12 protein-coding genes are annotated in these 17,559 nt (G+C 32.6%); 11 read left to right on the top strand and 1 reads right to left on the bottom strand.

All coding sequences use genetic code 11. The features are described 5' to 3' along the window. Positions 1 to 40 precede the first annotated feature (40 nt). The 7 genes from ruvA to Q0870_RS00210 all read left to right on the top strand — a co-directional run bounded on the left by ruvA (position 41) and on the right by Q0870_RS00210 (position 13,131). Positions 41 to 622, top strand: coding sequence for a Holliday junction branch migration protein RuvA (gene ruvA / locus Q0870_RS00240; protein WP_298550036.1), 582 nt, complete (start codon positions 41 to 43; stop codon positions 620 to 622). A 6-nt stretch (positions 623 to 628) separates the two neighbouring features. After that, complete coding sequence (gene sprA, locus Q0870_RS00235; protein WP_298550035.1) at positions 629 to 8,098, top strand: cell surface protein SprA; 7,470 nt, start codon at positions 629 to 631, stop codon at positions 8,096 to 8,098. Positions 8,099 to 8,282: 184 nt separating this feature from the next. Beyond that, positions 8,283 to 8,663: a glycine cleavage system protein GcvH gene (gene gcvH / locus Q0870_RS00230; protein ID WP_298550034.1), complete on the top strand. Its 381-nt coding sequence runs from the start codon at positions 8,283 to 8,285 to the stop codon at positions 8,661 to 8,663. After that, the gene (locus Q0870_RS00225; RefSeq protein ID WP_298550033.1) at positions 8,656 to 9,033 is read left to right on the top strand and encodes a VanZ family protein; all 378 of its coding nucleotides are present in this window, start codon (positions 8,656 to 8,658) and stop codon (positions 9,031 to 9,033) included. Before gcvH ends, Q0870_RS00225 begins: the two co-directional genes overlap by 8 nt. Positions 9,034 to 9,093: 60 nt before the next feature. Beyond that, complete coding sequence (locus Q0870_RS00220) at positions 9,094 to 9,813, top strand: energy transducer TonB (RefSeq protein ID WP_298550031.1); 720 nt, start codon at positions 9,094 to 9,096, stop codon at positions 9,811 to 9,813. Positions 9,814 to 10,051: 238 nt separating this feature from the next. Next, the gene (locus Q0870_RS00215) at positions 10,052 to 10,795 is read left to right on the top strand and encodes an energy transducer TonB (RefSeq protein WP_298550029.1); all 744 of its coding nucleotides are present in this window, start codon (positions 10,052 to 10,054) and stop codon (positions 10,793 to 10,795) included. A 218-nt stretch (positions 10,796 to 11,013) separates the two neighbouring features. Further along, positions 11,014 to 13,131 carry a gliding motility protein RemB gene (locus Q0870_RS00210; protein ID WP_298550027.1) on the top strand — a complete coding sequence of 706 codons (2,118 nt, stop codon included), beginning with the start codon at positions 11,014 to 11,016 and terminating at the stop codon, positions 13,129 to 13,131. 68 nt (positions 13,132 to 13,199) lie between these two features. On the opposite strand, the gene Q0870_RS00205 is transcribed toward Q0870_RS00210, so the two are convergent. Further along, positions 13,200 to 14,069, bottom strand: a complete 870-nt coding sequence (locus tag Q0870_RS00205) for an MBL fold metallo-hydrolase (RefSeq protein WP_298550025.1) — start codon at positions 14,067 to 14,069, stop codon at positions 13,200 to 13,202. Between the two features lie 146 nt (positions 14,070 to 14,215). On the opposite strand from Q0870_RS00205, the gene cyoE reads away from it, so the two are divergent. The 4 genes from cyoE to Q0870_RS00185 all read left to right on the top strand — a co-directional run bounded on the left by cyoE (position 14,216) and on the right by Q0870_RS00185 (position 17,402). Then, on the top strand, positions 14,216 to 15,109 hold the full coding sequence (cyoE, locus tag Q0870_RS00200; protein ID WP_298550023.1) for a heme o synthase: 894 nt from the start codon (positions 14,216 to 14,218) through the stop codon (positions 15,107 to 15,109). 3 nt (positions 15,110 to 15,112) lie between these two features. Then, positions 15,113 to 15,694, top strand: coding sequence for a heme-copper oxidase subunit III (locus Q0870_RS00195; RefSeq protein WP_298550021.1), 582 nt, complete (start codon positions 15,113 to 15,115; stop codon positions 15,692 to 15,694). A 283-nt stretch (positions 15,695 to 15,977) separates the two neighbouring features. Beyond that, positions 15,978 to 16,970, top strand: a complete 993-nt coding sequence (locus Q0870_RS00190; protein ID WP_298550019.1) for a cytochrome c oxidase subunit 3 — start codon at positions 15,978 to 15,980, stop codon at positions 16,968 to 16,970. A 51-nt stretch (positions 16,971 to 17,021) separates the two neighbouring features. Continuing rightward, positions 17,022 to 17,402: a cytochrome C oxidase subunit IV family protein gene (locus tag Q0870_RS00185; protein ID WP_298550017.1), complete on the top strand. Its 381-nt coding sequence runs from the start codon at positions 17,022 to 17,024 to the stop codon at positions 17,400 to 17,402. The last annotated feature ends 157 nt before the right edge of the window (positions 17,403 to 17,559 follow it).

The following is a 17,559-nucleotide window of genomic DNA, read 5'->3' as shown; positions in this document are numbered from 1 at the left end:
ATAATTTTATTACATTTGGTGAGTTAACGAATTGCTCTAAATGATAACACATATTCACGGAAAACTTACTGAAAAAAATCCAACACATGTGGTTATAGATTGCAATGGTGTAGGCTATATGTTGAATATTTCCTTGCATACATATTCTCAAATTCCCGAAAAAGAACATTTGAAACTGTATACACATCTTCAGGTTAAAGAAGATTCCCATACATTGTATGGCTTCTCTTCTTTGGCAGAACGCGAAATTTTTAGATTATTAATTTCCGTAAGTGGTATAGGTGCAAGTATAGCACGAACTATGTTGTCTTCATTAACGCCAAAACAAGTGCGAGAAGGAATTGCTAGTGGAGATGTGCCGTTAATTCAGTCTGTTAAAGGGATAGGAGCTAAAACTGCACAACGTGTTATTCTAGACTTAAAAGATAAAATCTTAAAGATTTACGATATTGATGATGTTTCTGTTTATAAAGGCAATACCAACAAAGATGAAGCGTTATCTGCTTTAGAAGTGCTTGGTTTTATGAAAAAACAGGCAGAACGTGTTGTGGATAAAATTATGATAGCTCAGCCCGATGCCGATGTTGAAACTATTATAAAACAAGCCTTAAAAAATTTATAATATATTTTGAACCAAACTAACTATAAGCTTTATAAATTAACTAAGCAATCTCTTTTAATAGCATTTTTATTATGCTATTCTTTAGTGGCTTGGTCTCAGCAACCAGACCAAGACTCTACAAAAACAGGGTTTAGTTTAGGAAAAATAAAAATACCTAGTCCTAATAGTGTCGAATCTAAATATACCTATGATCCTTTAACCGATAGGTATATTTATACAGAGAAAATAGGTAGTTTTAATATCAATTACCCAGTTATTTTAACACCCAAGGAGTATGATGATTTAGTCGCTAAAGAAAATTTACGATCTTATTATAAGGAAAAAATTGATGCTTTTGATGGGAAAAAAGAAGGTTCAGAAGAAAGCAGGAAAAATTTATTACCCGAGTTTTATGTAAAATCAGATTTTTTTGAAACTATTTTTGGAAGTAATACCATTGAGGTTATTCCGCAAGGATCTGTTGAAATGGATTTGGGTATGTTATTTTCACAACAGGATAATCCTTCATTTTCACCTAGAAACAGAAGTAATTTTACTTTTGATTTTGATCAGCGTATCAGCTTGAGTTTATTAGGTAAAGTTGGTACTAGACTTCAAGTAAATGCAAATTATGATACACAGTCAACATTTGATTTTCAACAGCTTATAAAGTTAGAATACACACCAACTGAGGATGATATCATTCAAAAAATAGAAGTTGGTAATGTGAGTATGCCTTTAAATAGCTCTTTAATTACAGGAGCTCAAAGTTTATTTGGTGTAAAAGCTCAACTTCAATTTGGAAAAACTATGGTAACGGGAGTGTTTTCTGAACAAAAATCACAGGCAAATACTGTTATAGCCCAAGGGGGTGGAACTCTTGAAGAATTTGAATTATTCATCAGAGACTACGATGAAAATAGGCACTTTTTTTTAGCACAATATTTTAGGAATGAATATGATAATGCTTTAGCAAATTACCCATTTATCAACAATAAAGGGTTGCAAGTAACAAGATTAGAAGTTTGGGTTACAAATAGATCTAATAGGACTGATAATGTTAGAAATATAGTTGCACTTCAAGATATAGGAGAGAGTGATCAACTATACTCAGCTTCAGTACCAGTTTCAGCTGGACCCGGAGCTTTTCCTGATAATGAGAATAATGGATTTAACCCTGAAGGCATTACAACAGGTAATTCAGTTTTAACCGAGCAAATAAGAGATATTTCAACTGCAGATCAAGGTTTTAGTTCTTTAAATAATGAAGTTAAAGAAGGAAGTGACTATGCAAAACTTGAAAATGCTAGAAAATTAATTAACGGACAAGAATACACTTTAAATACCGAATTAGGATATATTTCTCTTAATCAACGTCTAAATAATGATGAGGTTTTAGCTGTAGCATTTCAATTTACAGTAGGAGGAAAAGTTTATCAAGTTGGTGAGTTTGCTAATGATGGTGTGAGTTCTACAGGAAATGGTAATGATGCAGATGGTGATAATATTCCGGATACTATTGATGCAGATACTGATGGTGATGGCACTATAGATAATGGCACAGATACAGATAACGATGGTATAAATGATACAGGAGATGCAGATATTGATGGAGACGGTACCATTGACAATGGTCCAGATGCTAATGGAGATGGTATAAATGATACTTTTGTAATTATTCAGGCAGGATCTACCCAAAGTTTAGTTTTAAAAATGCTTAAAAGTAGTATTACTAATGTAGAGCAACCAGTTTGGGATTTAATGATGAAAAACATATATGATACTGGAGCTTATAATTTAAGTCAAGATGATTTTACTTTAAATATTTTCTATAACGAAGCTTCTCCATTAAATTTTATTTCACCTGTTGGGGCTAATTTTGATTTGGATATTAATGGAAACCCAGTAGATGGAAATACACCTAGTGAAAATCTTATTCAGAATTCACCATTACTGCGAGTTTTTAATCTAGATAAATTAAACTTTAATAACGATCCGCAACCTAAAGGAGATGGTTTTTTTGATTATGTTCCGGGTATAACAGTAATTCCGCAAAACGGAAAAATTGTATTTACAAGTGCTGAACCATTTGGTGAATATTTGTATAACGTATTGGGTGGAGGAACTAATTATGATGATGTTGATAATGCATTATTTAACGACGACCAGAAAAAATACGTTTATGATGTGCTATATAAAAGCACAAAAACAGCTGCTTTAGAAGAAGTTGAAAAAAATAAATTCAAATTAAAAGGACGTTTTAAATCTTCTGGTGGTGGTGATGGTATTCCAATAGGTGCTTTTAATGTACCGCGAGGTTCTGTAAGAGTAACTGCAGGTGGGCGTGTACTAGTTGAGGGTATTGATTATACGGTAAACTATCAATTAGGGCGTGTTCAAATTTTAGATGAATCTTTAAAAGCATCAAATACACCTATTCAAGTTTCTACAGAAAATAATGCAGTTTTCGGGCAGCAAACAAGACGTTTTACCGGGTTGAATGTAGAACATAAGTTCAATGAAAATTTTGTATTAGGTGCTACCTTATTAAATCTTAATGAACGCCCAATTACGCAAAAGGCAAATTATGGTTCAGAATCTATAAACAATACCATTTTTGGTTTAAATGGAAATTATTCTACAAAAGTTCCGTTTTTAACAAGGTTAGCAAATAAGTTACCTAATATTGATACCGATGTTGAATCAAACTTATCGCTTCGTGGCGAGTTCGCATATTTGGCTCCCGGTGCTCCAAGTGGCACAGATTTAAACGGTGAAGCTACTTCTTATATTGATGATTTTGAAGGGTCGCAAAATGGAATCGATTTAAAATCTCAACAATCTTGGTTTTTATCAAGTAGACCTTTGAATTTAGGTAGAATTTATACAGAAGATGAAGATGAAGCTGGTGTTCAAAATGGTTATGATAGAGCCTTACTAAACTGGTACACTATTGACCCTGTTTTTTATAGTAGCCAACGTCCAGATGAAATAACAGATGATGATGTTTCCAATTTGTACACTAGCCGAGTATTTATTGATGAGTTATTTCCAGAAAGAGTTCAAGTAGCTGGACAAAATTCAGTAATTTTTACTTTAGATTTGGCCTACTACCCAGAAGAGCGAGGGCCTTATAATTTTGAAACTGGGGCAGAGGATGATGTTTTAGATAATCCAGAAGAAAGTTGGGCAGGTATAACAAGGCAAATTACATCAACAGATTTTGAACAACAAAATGTAGAATATATCGATTTTTGGTTGCAAGATCCTTTTCAAGAAAACCCTGCTAATCCAGGAGGTAAATTGGTATTCAACTTAGGTAATATTTCGGAAGATATTATTAAAGATGGTAAAAAACTCTATGAAAACGGATTGCCTAAAGATGGAAATGTTGATTTATTAACAGAAACAAGATGGGGAACTGTTGTGCCTCAAAACCAATCGTTGCTTTATACCTTTGATAGCACTGGAGACGAACGAACTAATCAAGATGTCGGGTATGATGGTTATGGTGACGCTAAAGAAATACTAGAGTTTGGGTCTGGGTTTGGCGATGATCCTGCAAAGGATAACTATGCATACTTTTTAAATACAGATGGCGATATTTTTGAGCGTTACAAAAAATTTAATGGTGTTGAAGGTAATACACCTGATACCTTTACAGCTACAGATAGAGCTGCCAATACGCAACCCGATGTAGAAGATATTAATCGTGATAATACTATGAACACGATTGATAGTTATTTTGAATATGAATTAGACCTTACAAGAGCAAATTTACCACTTGATAAAGGGGCATTTGATAATATGCCAGATACAAATCCTTTAAAACAATTTTTAAGAGATTTTAAGTCTCAAAAAAGACAATTACCTAACGGGGATTCACCAGAGGTTCGATGGTATCAATTTAGAATACCTGTTCAAGGTAGCCATGTTAAAGAGGTAAACAACCCAGAGTTAAGATCGGTTAGATTTTCAAGGATATATTTAAAAGATTTTCAAGAAGCAACAGTTTTCCGTTTTGGAACTTTAGATTTGGTTAGAAGTGATTGGAGACGATATACTCAAACACTTGATGGAAAGCCTTTAAATACGGAAGATGATAATACAGAATTTTCACTAGGTATTATAGGAACTATTGAAAACGATGGTAGTTATGAAAGTCCTCCAGGAATTGAGCCAGAACAGTTATTTAATAATAACACAGTGGTTCCGCAAAACGAACAATCTTTAGTAACTAAGGTTTGCAAATTAGAAGATGACGATTCCCGAGCTGCATATAAGAATATAAATGTTGATATGCGTCAATACAAACGTTTAAGGATGTTTATTCATGCTGAAGATGATGATTCTGGGACAAGTACTGTTGACGATGATGAACTTATTGGTTTTATTAGAATGGGTAATGATCTTAATGATAATTATTATCAAATCGAGATTCCTTTAAAAATTACGGGTAATAACACTTCAGATATATGGCCAACAGCCAACGAAATTAATATACCTTTAGATATATTGGGTAAAGTTAAAGCAGAATCTTTTTCTGATGATGCGCCACCTGTAGGAGAAGCTAGATTTTATGATGTGATTAATAATGATATCATTAGAGTTGCTGATGGTACTGCTTACACTAGCGAACAACATCGTGTGGCTATAAAAGGAAACCCTAATTTTGGAGATATAAGAACCCTTATGGTTGGTGTTAAAAACAAGTCTGGTAGTAATGATTTGTGTGCTGAAGTATGGTTTAACGAATTACGTTTATCAGATCTAGATAACGAAGGCGGTTGGGCAGCAGTAGTAAGTATGGATACTAATATTTCGGACTTTGCGAACATTAGTGCAACAGGTAGGCAGAGTACTTCTGGGTTTGGTTCTTTAGAGCAAGGTCCTAGTCAACGAAGCTTAGAAGATGTAAAACAATATGATGTCGTTACCAATATTAATGTTGGTCAATTATTACCTAAAAAATGGGGTATTCAAGTACCATTTAATTATGGGCAAAGCGAAGAGCTTATAACTCCAAAATACGATCAGTTATATAAAGATTTAACTTTAGATTCTAGGTTAGAGGCGGCAGATAGTAATGCCGAAAGAGACGAAATAAGGCAAAAGTCAGAAGATTACACAAAACGACAAAGCATTAATTTTATTGGTGTTAGAAAAACAAGAACGACCGATAAAAAACCACGTTTTTATGATGTCGAAAATGTGACTTTAAATTATTCATATAACAAAATTGAACATAGAGATTTTGAAATCGAAAATTCAGTTAATAAAACACTACGAATAGGAGCGAATTATGCACATAATTTTAACCCCGTTAGCATTGAGCCTTTCAAGAAAAATGATTCGCTATTTAATGGTAAATATTGGAAAATTTTAAAAGATTTTAATTTTAATTTATTGCCAACAAGTTTTACTGTTAATACCGATATTAATCGACAATTTAATCGTCAGAAATTTAGAGATGCTTTAGAAGGAGGTAATATAACAACAGAAGAATTATTTAGAAGAAATTACACTTTCGATTTTCAATATGCAATCAATTATAATTTAACAAACTCCTTACAATTTAACTTTACTGCGGCTAACAATAATATTGTTAGAAATTATTTTAAGGATAATGATTTAATTGCTGGAGAGCAAGATGAAACCTTAGATGTTTGGGATGGTTTATTGGATGTTGGAGATCCGAATAGGCAAACTCAAAACCTTGGTGTTACATATCAATTGCCATTAAATAAATTACCTATGTTTAGTTTTCTTGATGCTACGTATCAGTACACTGGTAGTTTTCAATGGCAAAAAGGATCGGATTTATTTGGTAATTTACCTGTTACAGAAACCGTTAACGGTGTAGAAACAACTAATTTTTATGATTTAGGAAATAGCATACAAAACTCTAATGTTCATAACATCAACACATCGTTGGATATGAAACGTTTTTACAAATACATAGGTTTGGTTAAAAAACCAATTAGAAGAGTAAGAACAAGAACAACACCTGGTGGTGCGCCTCCAGGAGGAAATTCAGATACAGAGAAAAAGAAGGTGTCTAGAGTCAAAAATCAAAGTGCTACAAAGCTATTAAATGCAGGAATTGATATTCTAACTAGTATTAAAAGAATTCAGGTTAACTATTCAGAGAATAATGGTACGTTTTTACCAGGATATTTACAAACACCTGGGTTTATTGGTACATTAAAACCAACATTAGGGTTTACGTTTGGTAGCCAAAGTGATATTAGAGATTTGGCTGCAAGGAGAGGTTGGTTAACAACATTTCAAGAATTTAACCAACAATTTACTGCAACAAACACTAAGCAATTAGATATTTCTGCAAGTTTACAACCCGTTAGAGATTTAAAAATAGATATTGTTGGAAATAGAGCCTATTATCAAAATTTTACCGAGAATTATAGAGTAGAAGATTATCAAGATGGAGATGGAAATCCAGGTCAAGATGGGATATTAGATTATAATGGCTTAACACCAAATACTTTTGGGAACTTTAATATCTCAACTATTTTGATTAAAACAGCTTTTAGTCAAAGTGACGAATCAAATTCTAAAGCGTTTGATGACTTTAAAACCAACCGATTAAAAGTTGCAGAACGACTTGCCGAAAAGTTTTATGGCACAAATACATATGCCAGAAATCCAGACGATAACTTTCCTTTAGGCTTTGGAAAAACCAATCAAAAAGTATTGCTACCTGCCTTTTTAGCGGCTTATTCTGGGCAGGATGCCAATGATATTTCAACGAGTGCATTTAGAGATATTCCAATACCCAACTGGGATTTAAAGTATACTGGATTCATGAAATTTGGATGGTTTAAAAAACGATTTAAGCGTTTTTCTTTAACGCACGGTTATCGTTCAACATATACCATTAATCAGTTTAATACCAATTTAGATTTTGATTCAAAAGCAGTAACAGATCCTAATGATTCTAATACATTTCAATTAGATCAAGCGGGTAATTTTAAGAATGAAAGATTATTCAGCAATATTAACTTAACAGAATTGTTCAGTCCATTAGTTAGAATAGATTTAGAAATGAAAAACTCTATTAGAATTCTAGCAGAAATCAAAAAAGATAGAATGTTGTCTTTAAGTTTTGATAATAACTTATTGACTGAAGTTCAGGGAAATGAGTATATTGTTGGTTTAGGATATAGAATTAAAGATTTGCGTATTCGCTCAAAATTAGCAGGACCCAAAAAACGTATTGTTAGCGATTTGAATATGAAAGCAGATATTTCGGTAAGAGAGAATAAAACAATAATCAGGTATTTAGATTTAGATAATAATCAGATTACTTCAGGGCAAACAATTTGGGGGCTAAAATATTCAGCAGATTATGCGTTTAGTAAAAATTTAACAGGTCTTTTCTATTTTGATTATACTTTTTCAGACTATGCCATATCTACAGCATTTCCTCAAACAACTATTCGATCAGGGTTTACTATCAGGTATAACTTTGGTAACTAACTAAAATGTATTCCACTTGAATTTCATTTCAAGGATTAACTTTTTGAATGTTTGAAATACGCAAGCAAGTTTAAAAAGATAAAGAGTCTCATAAAATGTAAACCTTCAATTAACAAAATTTATATTTGAAATGTGACTCCGAATAAATACATTTGTTAAATAAATACATTTAAAATCTTATAAGATGAACATTCCTTCAGAATTAAAATATACTAAAGACCACGAATGGGTTAAATTAGATGGTGATATTGCTACTATTGGTATTACCGACTTTGCGCAAAGCGAATTAGGCGATATTGTTTATGTTGAAGTTGAAACTTTAGATGAAACATTAGAAGCTGATGAAGTTTTTGGGACTGTTGAAGCAGTAAAAACGGTTTCAGATTTGTTTTTACCATTATCTGGAGAAATTATTGAGTTTAATGAAGGTTTAGAAGATGAACCAGAAGTTGTAAACTCAGACCCTTATGAAGAAGGTTGGATGATAAAACTAAAGTGTTCAGACTTATCTCAGGTTGACGGACTAATGTCTGCTGAAGATTATAAAGCACTTATAGGTGCTTAGAAAAGGTGCTTTTTTAGCTGCTGTTGGGTATTCTATTATATTAGTAACAATAAGTTTAATTACTTTACACGATTTGCCTAATGTTAAAATATCTTTTGCCGATAAAATATTTCATTTTTTGGCCTATGGTGTTTTCGTAATATTATGGTATTTAGCTTTTTTTTATACATTTAGCTTAAAAAAAAAGAAAGCTATAGTATACGCTTTTGTTTTTGCAGTAATATTTGGTATAGTTGTTGAAATTTTACAGGGTACATTGACAGTCTCAAGAGCTTTAGATACTTACGATGCTTTAGCAAATACTCTAGGAGCACTTATTGCTTCTTTTGTGTTGTGGATTAAAAATGTTTTGCACGTTAAAAACTCTTAAACGCTTGCTTTTTTGAAAAATAAATAGTTATTTTAGCACTCTTGATAAACGATTTAAATTATGGAACCTAAAAAAAATCCCAAAGCAAATGTTGGACGTAATAGTTCGCTTTTCTTCGCCATTGGATTAGCATTAATGTTATTTTTAACAAATTATGCTATCAACTACAAAACTTATGATAAATCTGATATTGACATAGGGCAATTGAATCTAGATGAATTGGATGAAGAAGAAATTCCAATTACAGAACAAATTCAAACACCTCCACCACCTCCACCACCTCCAGCAGCTCCTGAAGTTATTGAGATTGTAGAGGATGAAGAAGAAGTGGAAGAAACGGTTATCGAATCTACAGAGGTTGATCAAGAAACAGAAATCGTTGAGGTTGAAGAAGTGGAAGTAGAAGAAGTAGAAGAAGATATTGATGTACCATTTTCTGTTATTGAAAATGTGCCAATTTTTCCAGGATGTGAAAAAGGAAATAATGCTGCGAAAAAGGCATGTATGTCTAGTAAGATATCAAAATTTGTAAATAAAAAATTTAATACGGAGTTGGCAAGTGATTTAGGTTTAACAGGAAGGCAACGTATAAATGTTATTTTTAAAATTGATAAAAAAGGTGATGTAGTTGGTATTCGAGCTAGAGCACCACACCCAGGGTTAGAAAAAGAGGCTAAAAGAGTTATTGGTTTATTGCCAAAAATGAAACCTGGAAAGCAACGTGGTAAGCCAGTAAACGTTCCTTATTCTTTACCAATTATTTTTCAAGTACAAGATTAAGACTATACTTTTAAATTATATATTTAAAAACCTCGAAGCTAGCTTCGAGGTTTTTTTATGCCTTTTGTTGAAGTATACTAATGTTTTTAAATAAATAAAATCCCGTTACAAAACTGTAACGGGATTTCTGTTTTTGGTATGCTTATTGAGACTTTATCATAACATTAACATTTAAATTATAATTATTATGAGAAATCAAAAGAATTCTCACGAACTCATTCGGCAAAATGAGCAAATCGTGAAAAAGTCACAAAAGCATGAAGCGAATTTACAAAAAAACTCAACCCTTTATTTTCAAATAGGGTTAATTGTGTGTTTACTGGCAGCTTTTGGATTGTTAGAGATGAAGTTTGAAACTGAAATTCCAAAAGTTGTAGATGTGTTAATCCCTGATGAGTCATCTGAAATTTCAATTGAAAACTTCGAAATTTATGTTGAACCTATAAAAGAAGTTCAGCCAGAAGTAAAGAAGAAAGTTCTACTTACTGATAAAATTAAAGAAGTTGATAACGATTTTAAGTTGGAAAAGGCACTTAATATAATTACAAGCGAACAGAATACGTCTTCAGAGACACCTATAGATCCAACCAAGATTATTGTCGAAAAGATACCAGAGGAAGTGAATGTGCCTTATGCATTTATTCAAAACGTTCCGATTTATCCAGGTTGTGAAGGAGAAAAAAGCAATTCAGGTAGAAAAAAGTGTATGTCTGAAAAAATCACTAAACTTATTCATAGAAAATTTGATGGAAGTGATGTCGCTTCTAGCTATGGTTTGATTGGTAGACAGCGAATTAATGTCCAGTTTACTATTGATAAAGAAGGTCAGGTAACTAATATAAAAGCAAAAGCAGGGCACCCAAAATTAGAAGATGAAGCTTTACGTGTTATAAATTTTATTCCAGAAATGATTCCAGGAAAACAAAATAACAAAAACGTAGGCGTTATTTATTCACTACCTATAGTTTTTCAGGTGCAATAAGTAAGTGCTATTTGTAATTTCATGCTATAAAAACCGTTACTACGATTAGTACTAACGGTTTTTTATGACCTAAATTTACATGTGTTGAACTTGTTTCAGTATTTCAGATTCTGATAAATATAGCTTTCAATATTACTAGTACTTATCATTGTTTAAGCATGATTAGAATCTAAAAATATAGTATCTTTCAAACCTAAATCAATTCTTAATTAGATAATATGAAGCAATTCATTTTACTATTCCTACTTTTAGTTCAATATAATTCCTATTCACAAAACACTTTATTTTCTGAAAAGCCACCAGTTTTTCCTAATTGTGAAAATGTAACCATAGATGCTTTGCAAGCATGCTTTGATAAGAACATATTTGATAAGATTTATAACAATTTTAAAGTTCCAGAGCGTATTACAAAAGAGAATTATAAAGGTGAGGTTGTTGTGCTTTTTGAGGTTGACACCACTGGACAATTTCGGGTAATGTATGTTGATGCCTTATATTCTGAATTAAAAGAAGAAGCGAAACGCGTGTTTGCCGAATTTCCAAAAATTACTCCTGCTACCTACAATGGTAAAAACACATTTAAGCAATATTCAATTCCAATCAGAATTCCTTTAACTGAGCAATCGGTGATAACTCAAGATTTAGCTAAAGAAAATGCAAATGATAAAGGTAAAGAACTTTCTCAGTTAGAAATAGCTGCCAAAAAAGAATTTGATGAAGTAAATAAAAGCTTAAAAGCGTTTGAAAATAAAGCATTTAAAAGCCAGCTAAATATCCAATTTACCCATAGTGATTATGCTAGGTTTGATAGACAGATGAACCTTACTGGAACGAACAGCCATACAGCATCAAAACCATTTGTTTATAATGATGTTTCAAAATATTTTGATTTTGAAGATGAACAAGAACGATTAAAAAGAGAAACGGAAACTTGGGCAGGAAAGAAATTATGGAATGAGCATTTAGTGCAATTACAAGGTGAGGACTATTGGTTTACTGTAGATCCTATTTTAGATTTAGAATTTGGAATAGATTCAAATCTTGAGAATAATAAAACATACAACAATACTAGAGGTTTTTTAGTGCAAGGTGGTTTAGGGAAAAAATTAAATTTTTACGCTTCGGTTTTTGAAAGTCAAGGACGATTTGCTGATTATGTAAATAGATATGCTGAAAGCTTAAAAGCCTTTGGACCAGACCCCGCTATAATTCCAGGGCGAGGTATAGCAAAACGTTTTAAAATAGATGCTTATGACTATCCGGTGGCTGAAGCTTATTTGTCTTATACCCCCGCAAAGTTTATAAACATCCAATTTGGGCATGGAAAAAACTTCATTGGTGATGGGTATCGATCATTATTGTTAGGTGATGCAGCAAGTCCACTTCCGTTTTTAAAATTGAACACTAAATTTTGGAAAATAAAGTACACCAATACATGGATGTGGGCGAAAGATGTGCGTCCAGAAGTAGAGCAAGACAAAGCTTTTTTAACTAAATATATTGCCAACCATTATTTAAGTTGGAATGCATCAAAACGTTTAAATATTGGTTTGTTTGAATCGGTGTTATGGACAAATTCTAACGACAGAGGTTTTGATGTCAATTACTTAAATCCAATTATTTTTTATAGAGCTATTGAGTTTGAAACTGGGCAAGGCGCTGGTAATGCAATTCTTGGGGCATCAGCTAAATATAAGTTTAGTGATAATGTAAATGTTTATAGTCAATTTATTTTAGATGAATTCTCTCTTAGCGATGTAAAAGCTGGAGATAAAAGTTGGAAAAACAAATTTGGGTATCAATTAGGTGTCAAATATTATAACGCTTTTAAAGTTGATAATTTATTATTGCAATTTGAATATAACCGTGTACGACCTTATACGTATTCTCATAATACCATTGTTTTAAATTATGCACATAACAACCAGTCTATGGCACATTTATGGGGTGCTAACTTTAGTGAAGCGATTATAATTGCGCGTTACCGTTACAAACGTTGGTTTGGTGATGCTAAATTAATTTTTGGTACTCGTGGATTGGATTTTAATGATGGTACAGATGATTTTAACTATGGTGGAGATATTTTTAGAAGTGAAGTGGACAGACCTTTTGATACAGGTGTTGAAGTAAGTCAAGGTTTAGAAACAACAGTTTTTAATGGAAATTTACAGGCTGGTTATTTGATAAACCCTGCAACTAATTTAAAAATATTTACAGATATTACAGTTAGAAATTTTAATCCAGAAGCTACAACAGTGTCAACCTTTAAGAACAGTACGCTTTGGCTTAATTTTGGTATAAGAACCGATTTGTTTAATTGGTATTTCGACAACTAAAGTTGGCGTGCTTAACTCGTTTCAGCATCTCAAATTATTTTTATTCCTGAGAAAGCAGGAATCTTGTTTTATTCTTTTTTCAAACCATTATAAAGCGTACGTCTCATTTTTTCTGAAGAGATATAACAGCAACCATAATTTAAATCGTCGTAGGTTTTTGTTAAGTTAGAATTTGATGCTACTTCTTCTTCGGTTTTTCCATTGCCGATTTCAATTTCAACTTTGCTTTTTAATGTTTCTAGCATATTTAAAAAAGTGGTGAATTCGGTTTTGTTTGATTGGTTGCCATGGCCAGGGATTATTTTGGTATTATCATCAACAAAAATCATAGCACTTTTTATAGCATTGATATACCCATCAACACTTCCGCCAGAGTTTAAATCGATGTATGGGTAGCGTGCGTTAAAATAGGTGTCGCCTGTGTGCAATACGTTACTTTTTGTAAAATAGAGTAGTGCATCGCCATCGGTATGTGCATTATCGACATGGAAAATGATGACTTGCTCACCATTAATATATAGACTCAATTTATTATTAAAAGTTATTGTGGGAAGTGAAGCATCTGTTTGTTTGGGGTTGTTTTTTACGCGTTTATATACATTGTTATGCGCAATTATAGGTGTGTTTAATTTTGAAATATTTTCGTTCCCGCCTGTGTGGTCTCCATGATGGTGTGTGTTTGCTAAATATTTAATAGGTTTGTCATTTAGTTTTTTAATAGTTTCTAAAATTTTAGGTGTTAATGGAGCAAATTGACTATCAATCATGAAAACACCATTGTCTCCAACGGATATTCCAATGTTTCCGCCCTTGCCTTCAAGCATGTAAATGTTTTCAGTGAGTTTGTGTGTTTTTATTATGACTTCTTTGTTTTGAGCACAAGCTGCTGTTATTGAACTAATAAAAAAGAAGGTTAAGATAAAGTTGAATGTTTTCATGGGATGCTATTAAAAATTTAGTCTCATTAAAAGTACGAATTTTTAAAGCGTAAGCGTTTTTAAATTTAGAGATAAAGCATTGCTCAAATTGCTTTTAAGGCGTATCTTTGCACTCGCAATATAAAAGCCGTCAAGGACATACAACATTGAGTAATTCAAAATCTTCAATAGCAACCCATTCTGTAATTTCAGATTTTAAGGAAATCACGAAAATGCGCTTGTCTATTAGTGTTGTTTTTTCTTCACTTATTGGATATTTGTTAGGTGTTGATACTATAGATTTTCAGACTTTAATTTTACTAGCTTTAGGTGGTTATTTTATGGTTGGTGCTTCTAACGGATTCAATCAAATTATTGAAAAAGATTTAGATGCGTTGATGAACCGTACTAAAAATAGACCTATTCCTGCGGGACGCATGTCTGTGAATGCAGCGTTTATTATTTCGTCCATTTTTACGGTTTTAGGGATTATTATTTTATACACCATCAACAAGCAAACTGCTATGTTTGGTGCTATTTCCATTTTTTTATATACCTGTGCTTATACACCTTTAAAAACAAAAACACCATTAGCTGTATTTGTTGGAGCTATTCCAGGTGCTATTCCTTTTATGTTAGGCTGGGTTGCTGCTACTGATGATTTTGGTATTGAACCAGGAACCTTATTCGCATTACAATTCTTTTGGCAATTTCCACATTTTTGGGCTATTGGTTGGTTTTTGTACGATGATTATAAAAAAGGCGGTTTTTTTATGTTACCAACCGGAAAACAGGATAAAGGCACTGCAGTACAAACTATTATGTATACCATTTGGACGATTTTAATTTCTATAATTCCAGTATTTGGTTTTACAGGGAGGTTACAACTTTCTATTGTGGCTGCTGTATTGGTTTTTGGTGCTGGTATGTGGTTTTTATATTATGCGATACGATTGTTTAACAAGATGACAGAAAAGGCAGCAAGACAATTAATGCTTGTTAGTGTATCATATATTACTTTAATACAGATTATTTACGTTGTAGATAAATTTATCAGATAGATTATGGATTTAACGCAAGGAACACCACAAGAAAAAAATAGCAGAGCCAAAAAAATGATGCTTTGGTTTGGGATTATTTCCTTAATTATGTCTTTTGCTGGGTGGACAAGTGCTTTTGTAGTAAGTAGCTCTAGACCCGATTGGTTAAAAGATTTTGTTTTACCAAATGCCTTTATTGTTAGTACGGTTGTAATAATTTTGAGTAGCCTTACATTTATTTTAGCGAAGCGCGCTTTAAAAAACGGAAATCATAAAGCAACTTCACTTTGGTTAATTGCTACATTAATTTTGGGTGTTATTTTTATTTTCAATCAGTTTTCTGGTTTTCAACAGATAATTGATTTAGGGTATAATTTTACGGGTCCAACGAGTAATGTAACCATGTCTTACATTTATTTAATTGCTATTGTGCATATTTTGCACGTTGTGGTTGGCTTATTTTGTGTATTGGTTGTAATTTATAATCATTTTAAACAAAAGTATACACCAACAAATATGTTAGGTTTTGAATTGGCTGGAACGTTTTGGCATTTTATAGATATTCTTTGGGTATACCTCTTTTTGTTTTTGTATTTTGTTAGATAATTACCTTTTTAAACGCACTGAATTTAGCTTGAAGACAAGGTGTTAGCGGTTTTATACTGCGTTAGAGATTGAGGCATTTGTTGAAGTTCCCCAACCTAAGGAGGGAACGACTGCCGAAAGCCCGACCTTTTACTCATACCTGCTAGATTTTAAAATCTAGCAGGTATGAGTAAAAGGTAACGCCCAAAATATAAGAACTAATCTTTTATTTTTTAGCGTGATGTTTTATTAGATGAATAAAATGATTATTTTTGTCCAACTTTATAAATAACAACCATTATATATGAGTACAGCAGTAGCAGAAGGTAAGACTTGGGGAGGTGGTAATCAGCCACTTAAAGCAAGTTACGGTAAAATGATGATGTGGTTTTTCATTGTTTCTGATGCCTTAACATTCTCGGGTTTTTTAGCAGCCTACGGATTTTCAAGATTTAAATTTATTGATGCATGGCCAATTGCAGATGAGGTGTTTACACACTTTCCGTTTTTGCATGGTGTAGATGCACCTATGTATTATGTGGCGTTTATGACGTTTGTACTTATTATGTCGTCTGTAACTATGGTGTTAGCTGTAGATGCAGGTCACCACATGAACAAGGCTAAAGTAACCATTTACATGTTTTTAACCATTATTGGTGGTTTAATATTTGTTGGGTCGCAGGCTTGGGAATGGGGTACATTTATTAAAGGCGATTATGGCGCAGTACAAACTAAAGGCGGTAATATTTTACAGTTTGGTCATTATGTTGACAAAGATGGCGAACAGGTTTTTAAACGTGTAGCTGTTAGAGATTTTGCAGTTGCTGCAGCGCATCAAGATAGAACGCAACATGAAAGCCGAAAAGGAATTTGGTTTGTAGATGAAGGTGCACTTCCTGCTTATACTATGGACGAAGTAATTCATGGATTACAAGCTAATAAAGATGTTTTAGTACGTACTCAAATCATAAACGAAGAAGGCGAAAAAACAGTTTTATCTAGAGAAGAGTCTATAAACCAAATCATGAAAAATGGTAGATTGTATGTTGAGGGTGCTAACCTTCATGTAAACGAGTATGGTTCACCACTTTTTGCCGATTTCTTTTTCTTTATAACAGGATTTCACGGGTTTCACGTATTCTCGGGTGTTATAATTAATATCATTATTTTCTTTAATGTTGTTTTAGGTACTTACGAAAGACGCGGAAGTTATGAAATGGTTGAAAAAGTAGGACTGTATTGGCACTTCGTAGATTTAGTTTGGGTATTTGTATTTACATTCTTCTACCTGGTTTAATAAATAATATTCGCCAATAGCCAAAAGCTAAAGGCCAAAAGCAAATTTAAAATGGCACACGAACATAAATTAGAAATATTTCAAGGATTATTAAAATTCAAATCAAACACTCAAAAAATTTGGGGCGTTTTAATTTTCCTCACCATTGTAACTATAATAGAGGTTGCATTAGGTATTGTAAAACCAGAGGCTTTAATGGCTAAGTTTTTAGGTATGAAACTCTTAAACTGGATATTCATTATCTTAACCATAGTAAAAGCATATTACATTACATGGGATTTTATGCACATGCGCGATGAAACAAAAGCGTTACGACGTATGGTAGTTTGGACTGCAATTTTCCTTATTCTTTACCTAATATTCATCTTATTGCAAGAAGGCGGTTATGTTTTTGATGTATATGACAATGGTTTTATAAAAAGAGATTTTTAGGACATATCAAAATATAAAAAACAAATCCTGCCAATTGGTGGGATTTTTTTTACAACAAAAGTTTTGGGCGTTACCTATATCCTGAATTTAGTTCAGGATATAGGTCGGGTTTTCCGTTACAAGTCCTCGCACTTCTCCCGATAGCTATCGGGATCAG

This window comes from uncultured Algibacter sp. (assembly GCF_947487575.1).
Lineage (GTDB): Bacteria > Bacteroidota > Bacteroidia > Flavobacteriales > Flavobacteriaceae > Algibacter_B.
This window is presented reverse-complemented; position numbering and strand designations above follow the sequence as displayed.

Bases quoted from the DNA above. Each gene is read 5' to 3' on its own strand.
- gcvH (WP_298550034.1), top strand. From the start codon at position 8,283: ATGAACATTCCTTCAGAATTAAAATATACTAAAGACCACGAATGGGTT.
- Q0870_RS00205 (WP_298550025.1), bottom strand. From the start codon at position 14,069: ATGAAAACATTCAACTTTATCTTAACCTTCTTTTTTATTAGTTCAATA.
- Q0870_RS00190 (WP_298550019.1), top strand. From the start codon at position 15,978: ATGAGTACAGCAGTAGCAGAAGGTAAGACTTGGGGAGGTGGTAATCAG.
- Q0870_RS00195 (WP_298550021.1), top strand. From the start codon at position 15,113: ATGGATTTAACGCAAGGAACACCACAAGAAAAAAATAGCAGAGCCAAA.
- Q0870_RS00210 (WP_298550027.1), top strand. From the start codon at position 11,014: ATGAAGCAATTCATTTTACTATTCCTACTTTTAGTTCAATATAATTCC.
- Q0870_RS00220 (WP_298550031.1), top strand. From the start codon at position 9,094: ATGGAACCTAAAAAAAATCCCAAAGCAAATGTTGGACGTAATAGTTCG.
- Q0870_RS00185 (WP_298550017.1), top strand. From the start codon at position 17,022: ATGGCACACGAACATAAATTAGAAATATTTCAAGGATTATTAAAATTC.
- ruvA (WP_298550036.1), top strand. From the start codon at position 41: ATGATAACACATATTCACGGAAAACTTACTGAAAAAAATCCAACACAT.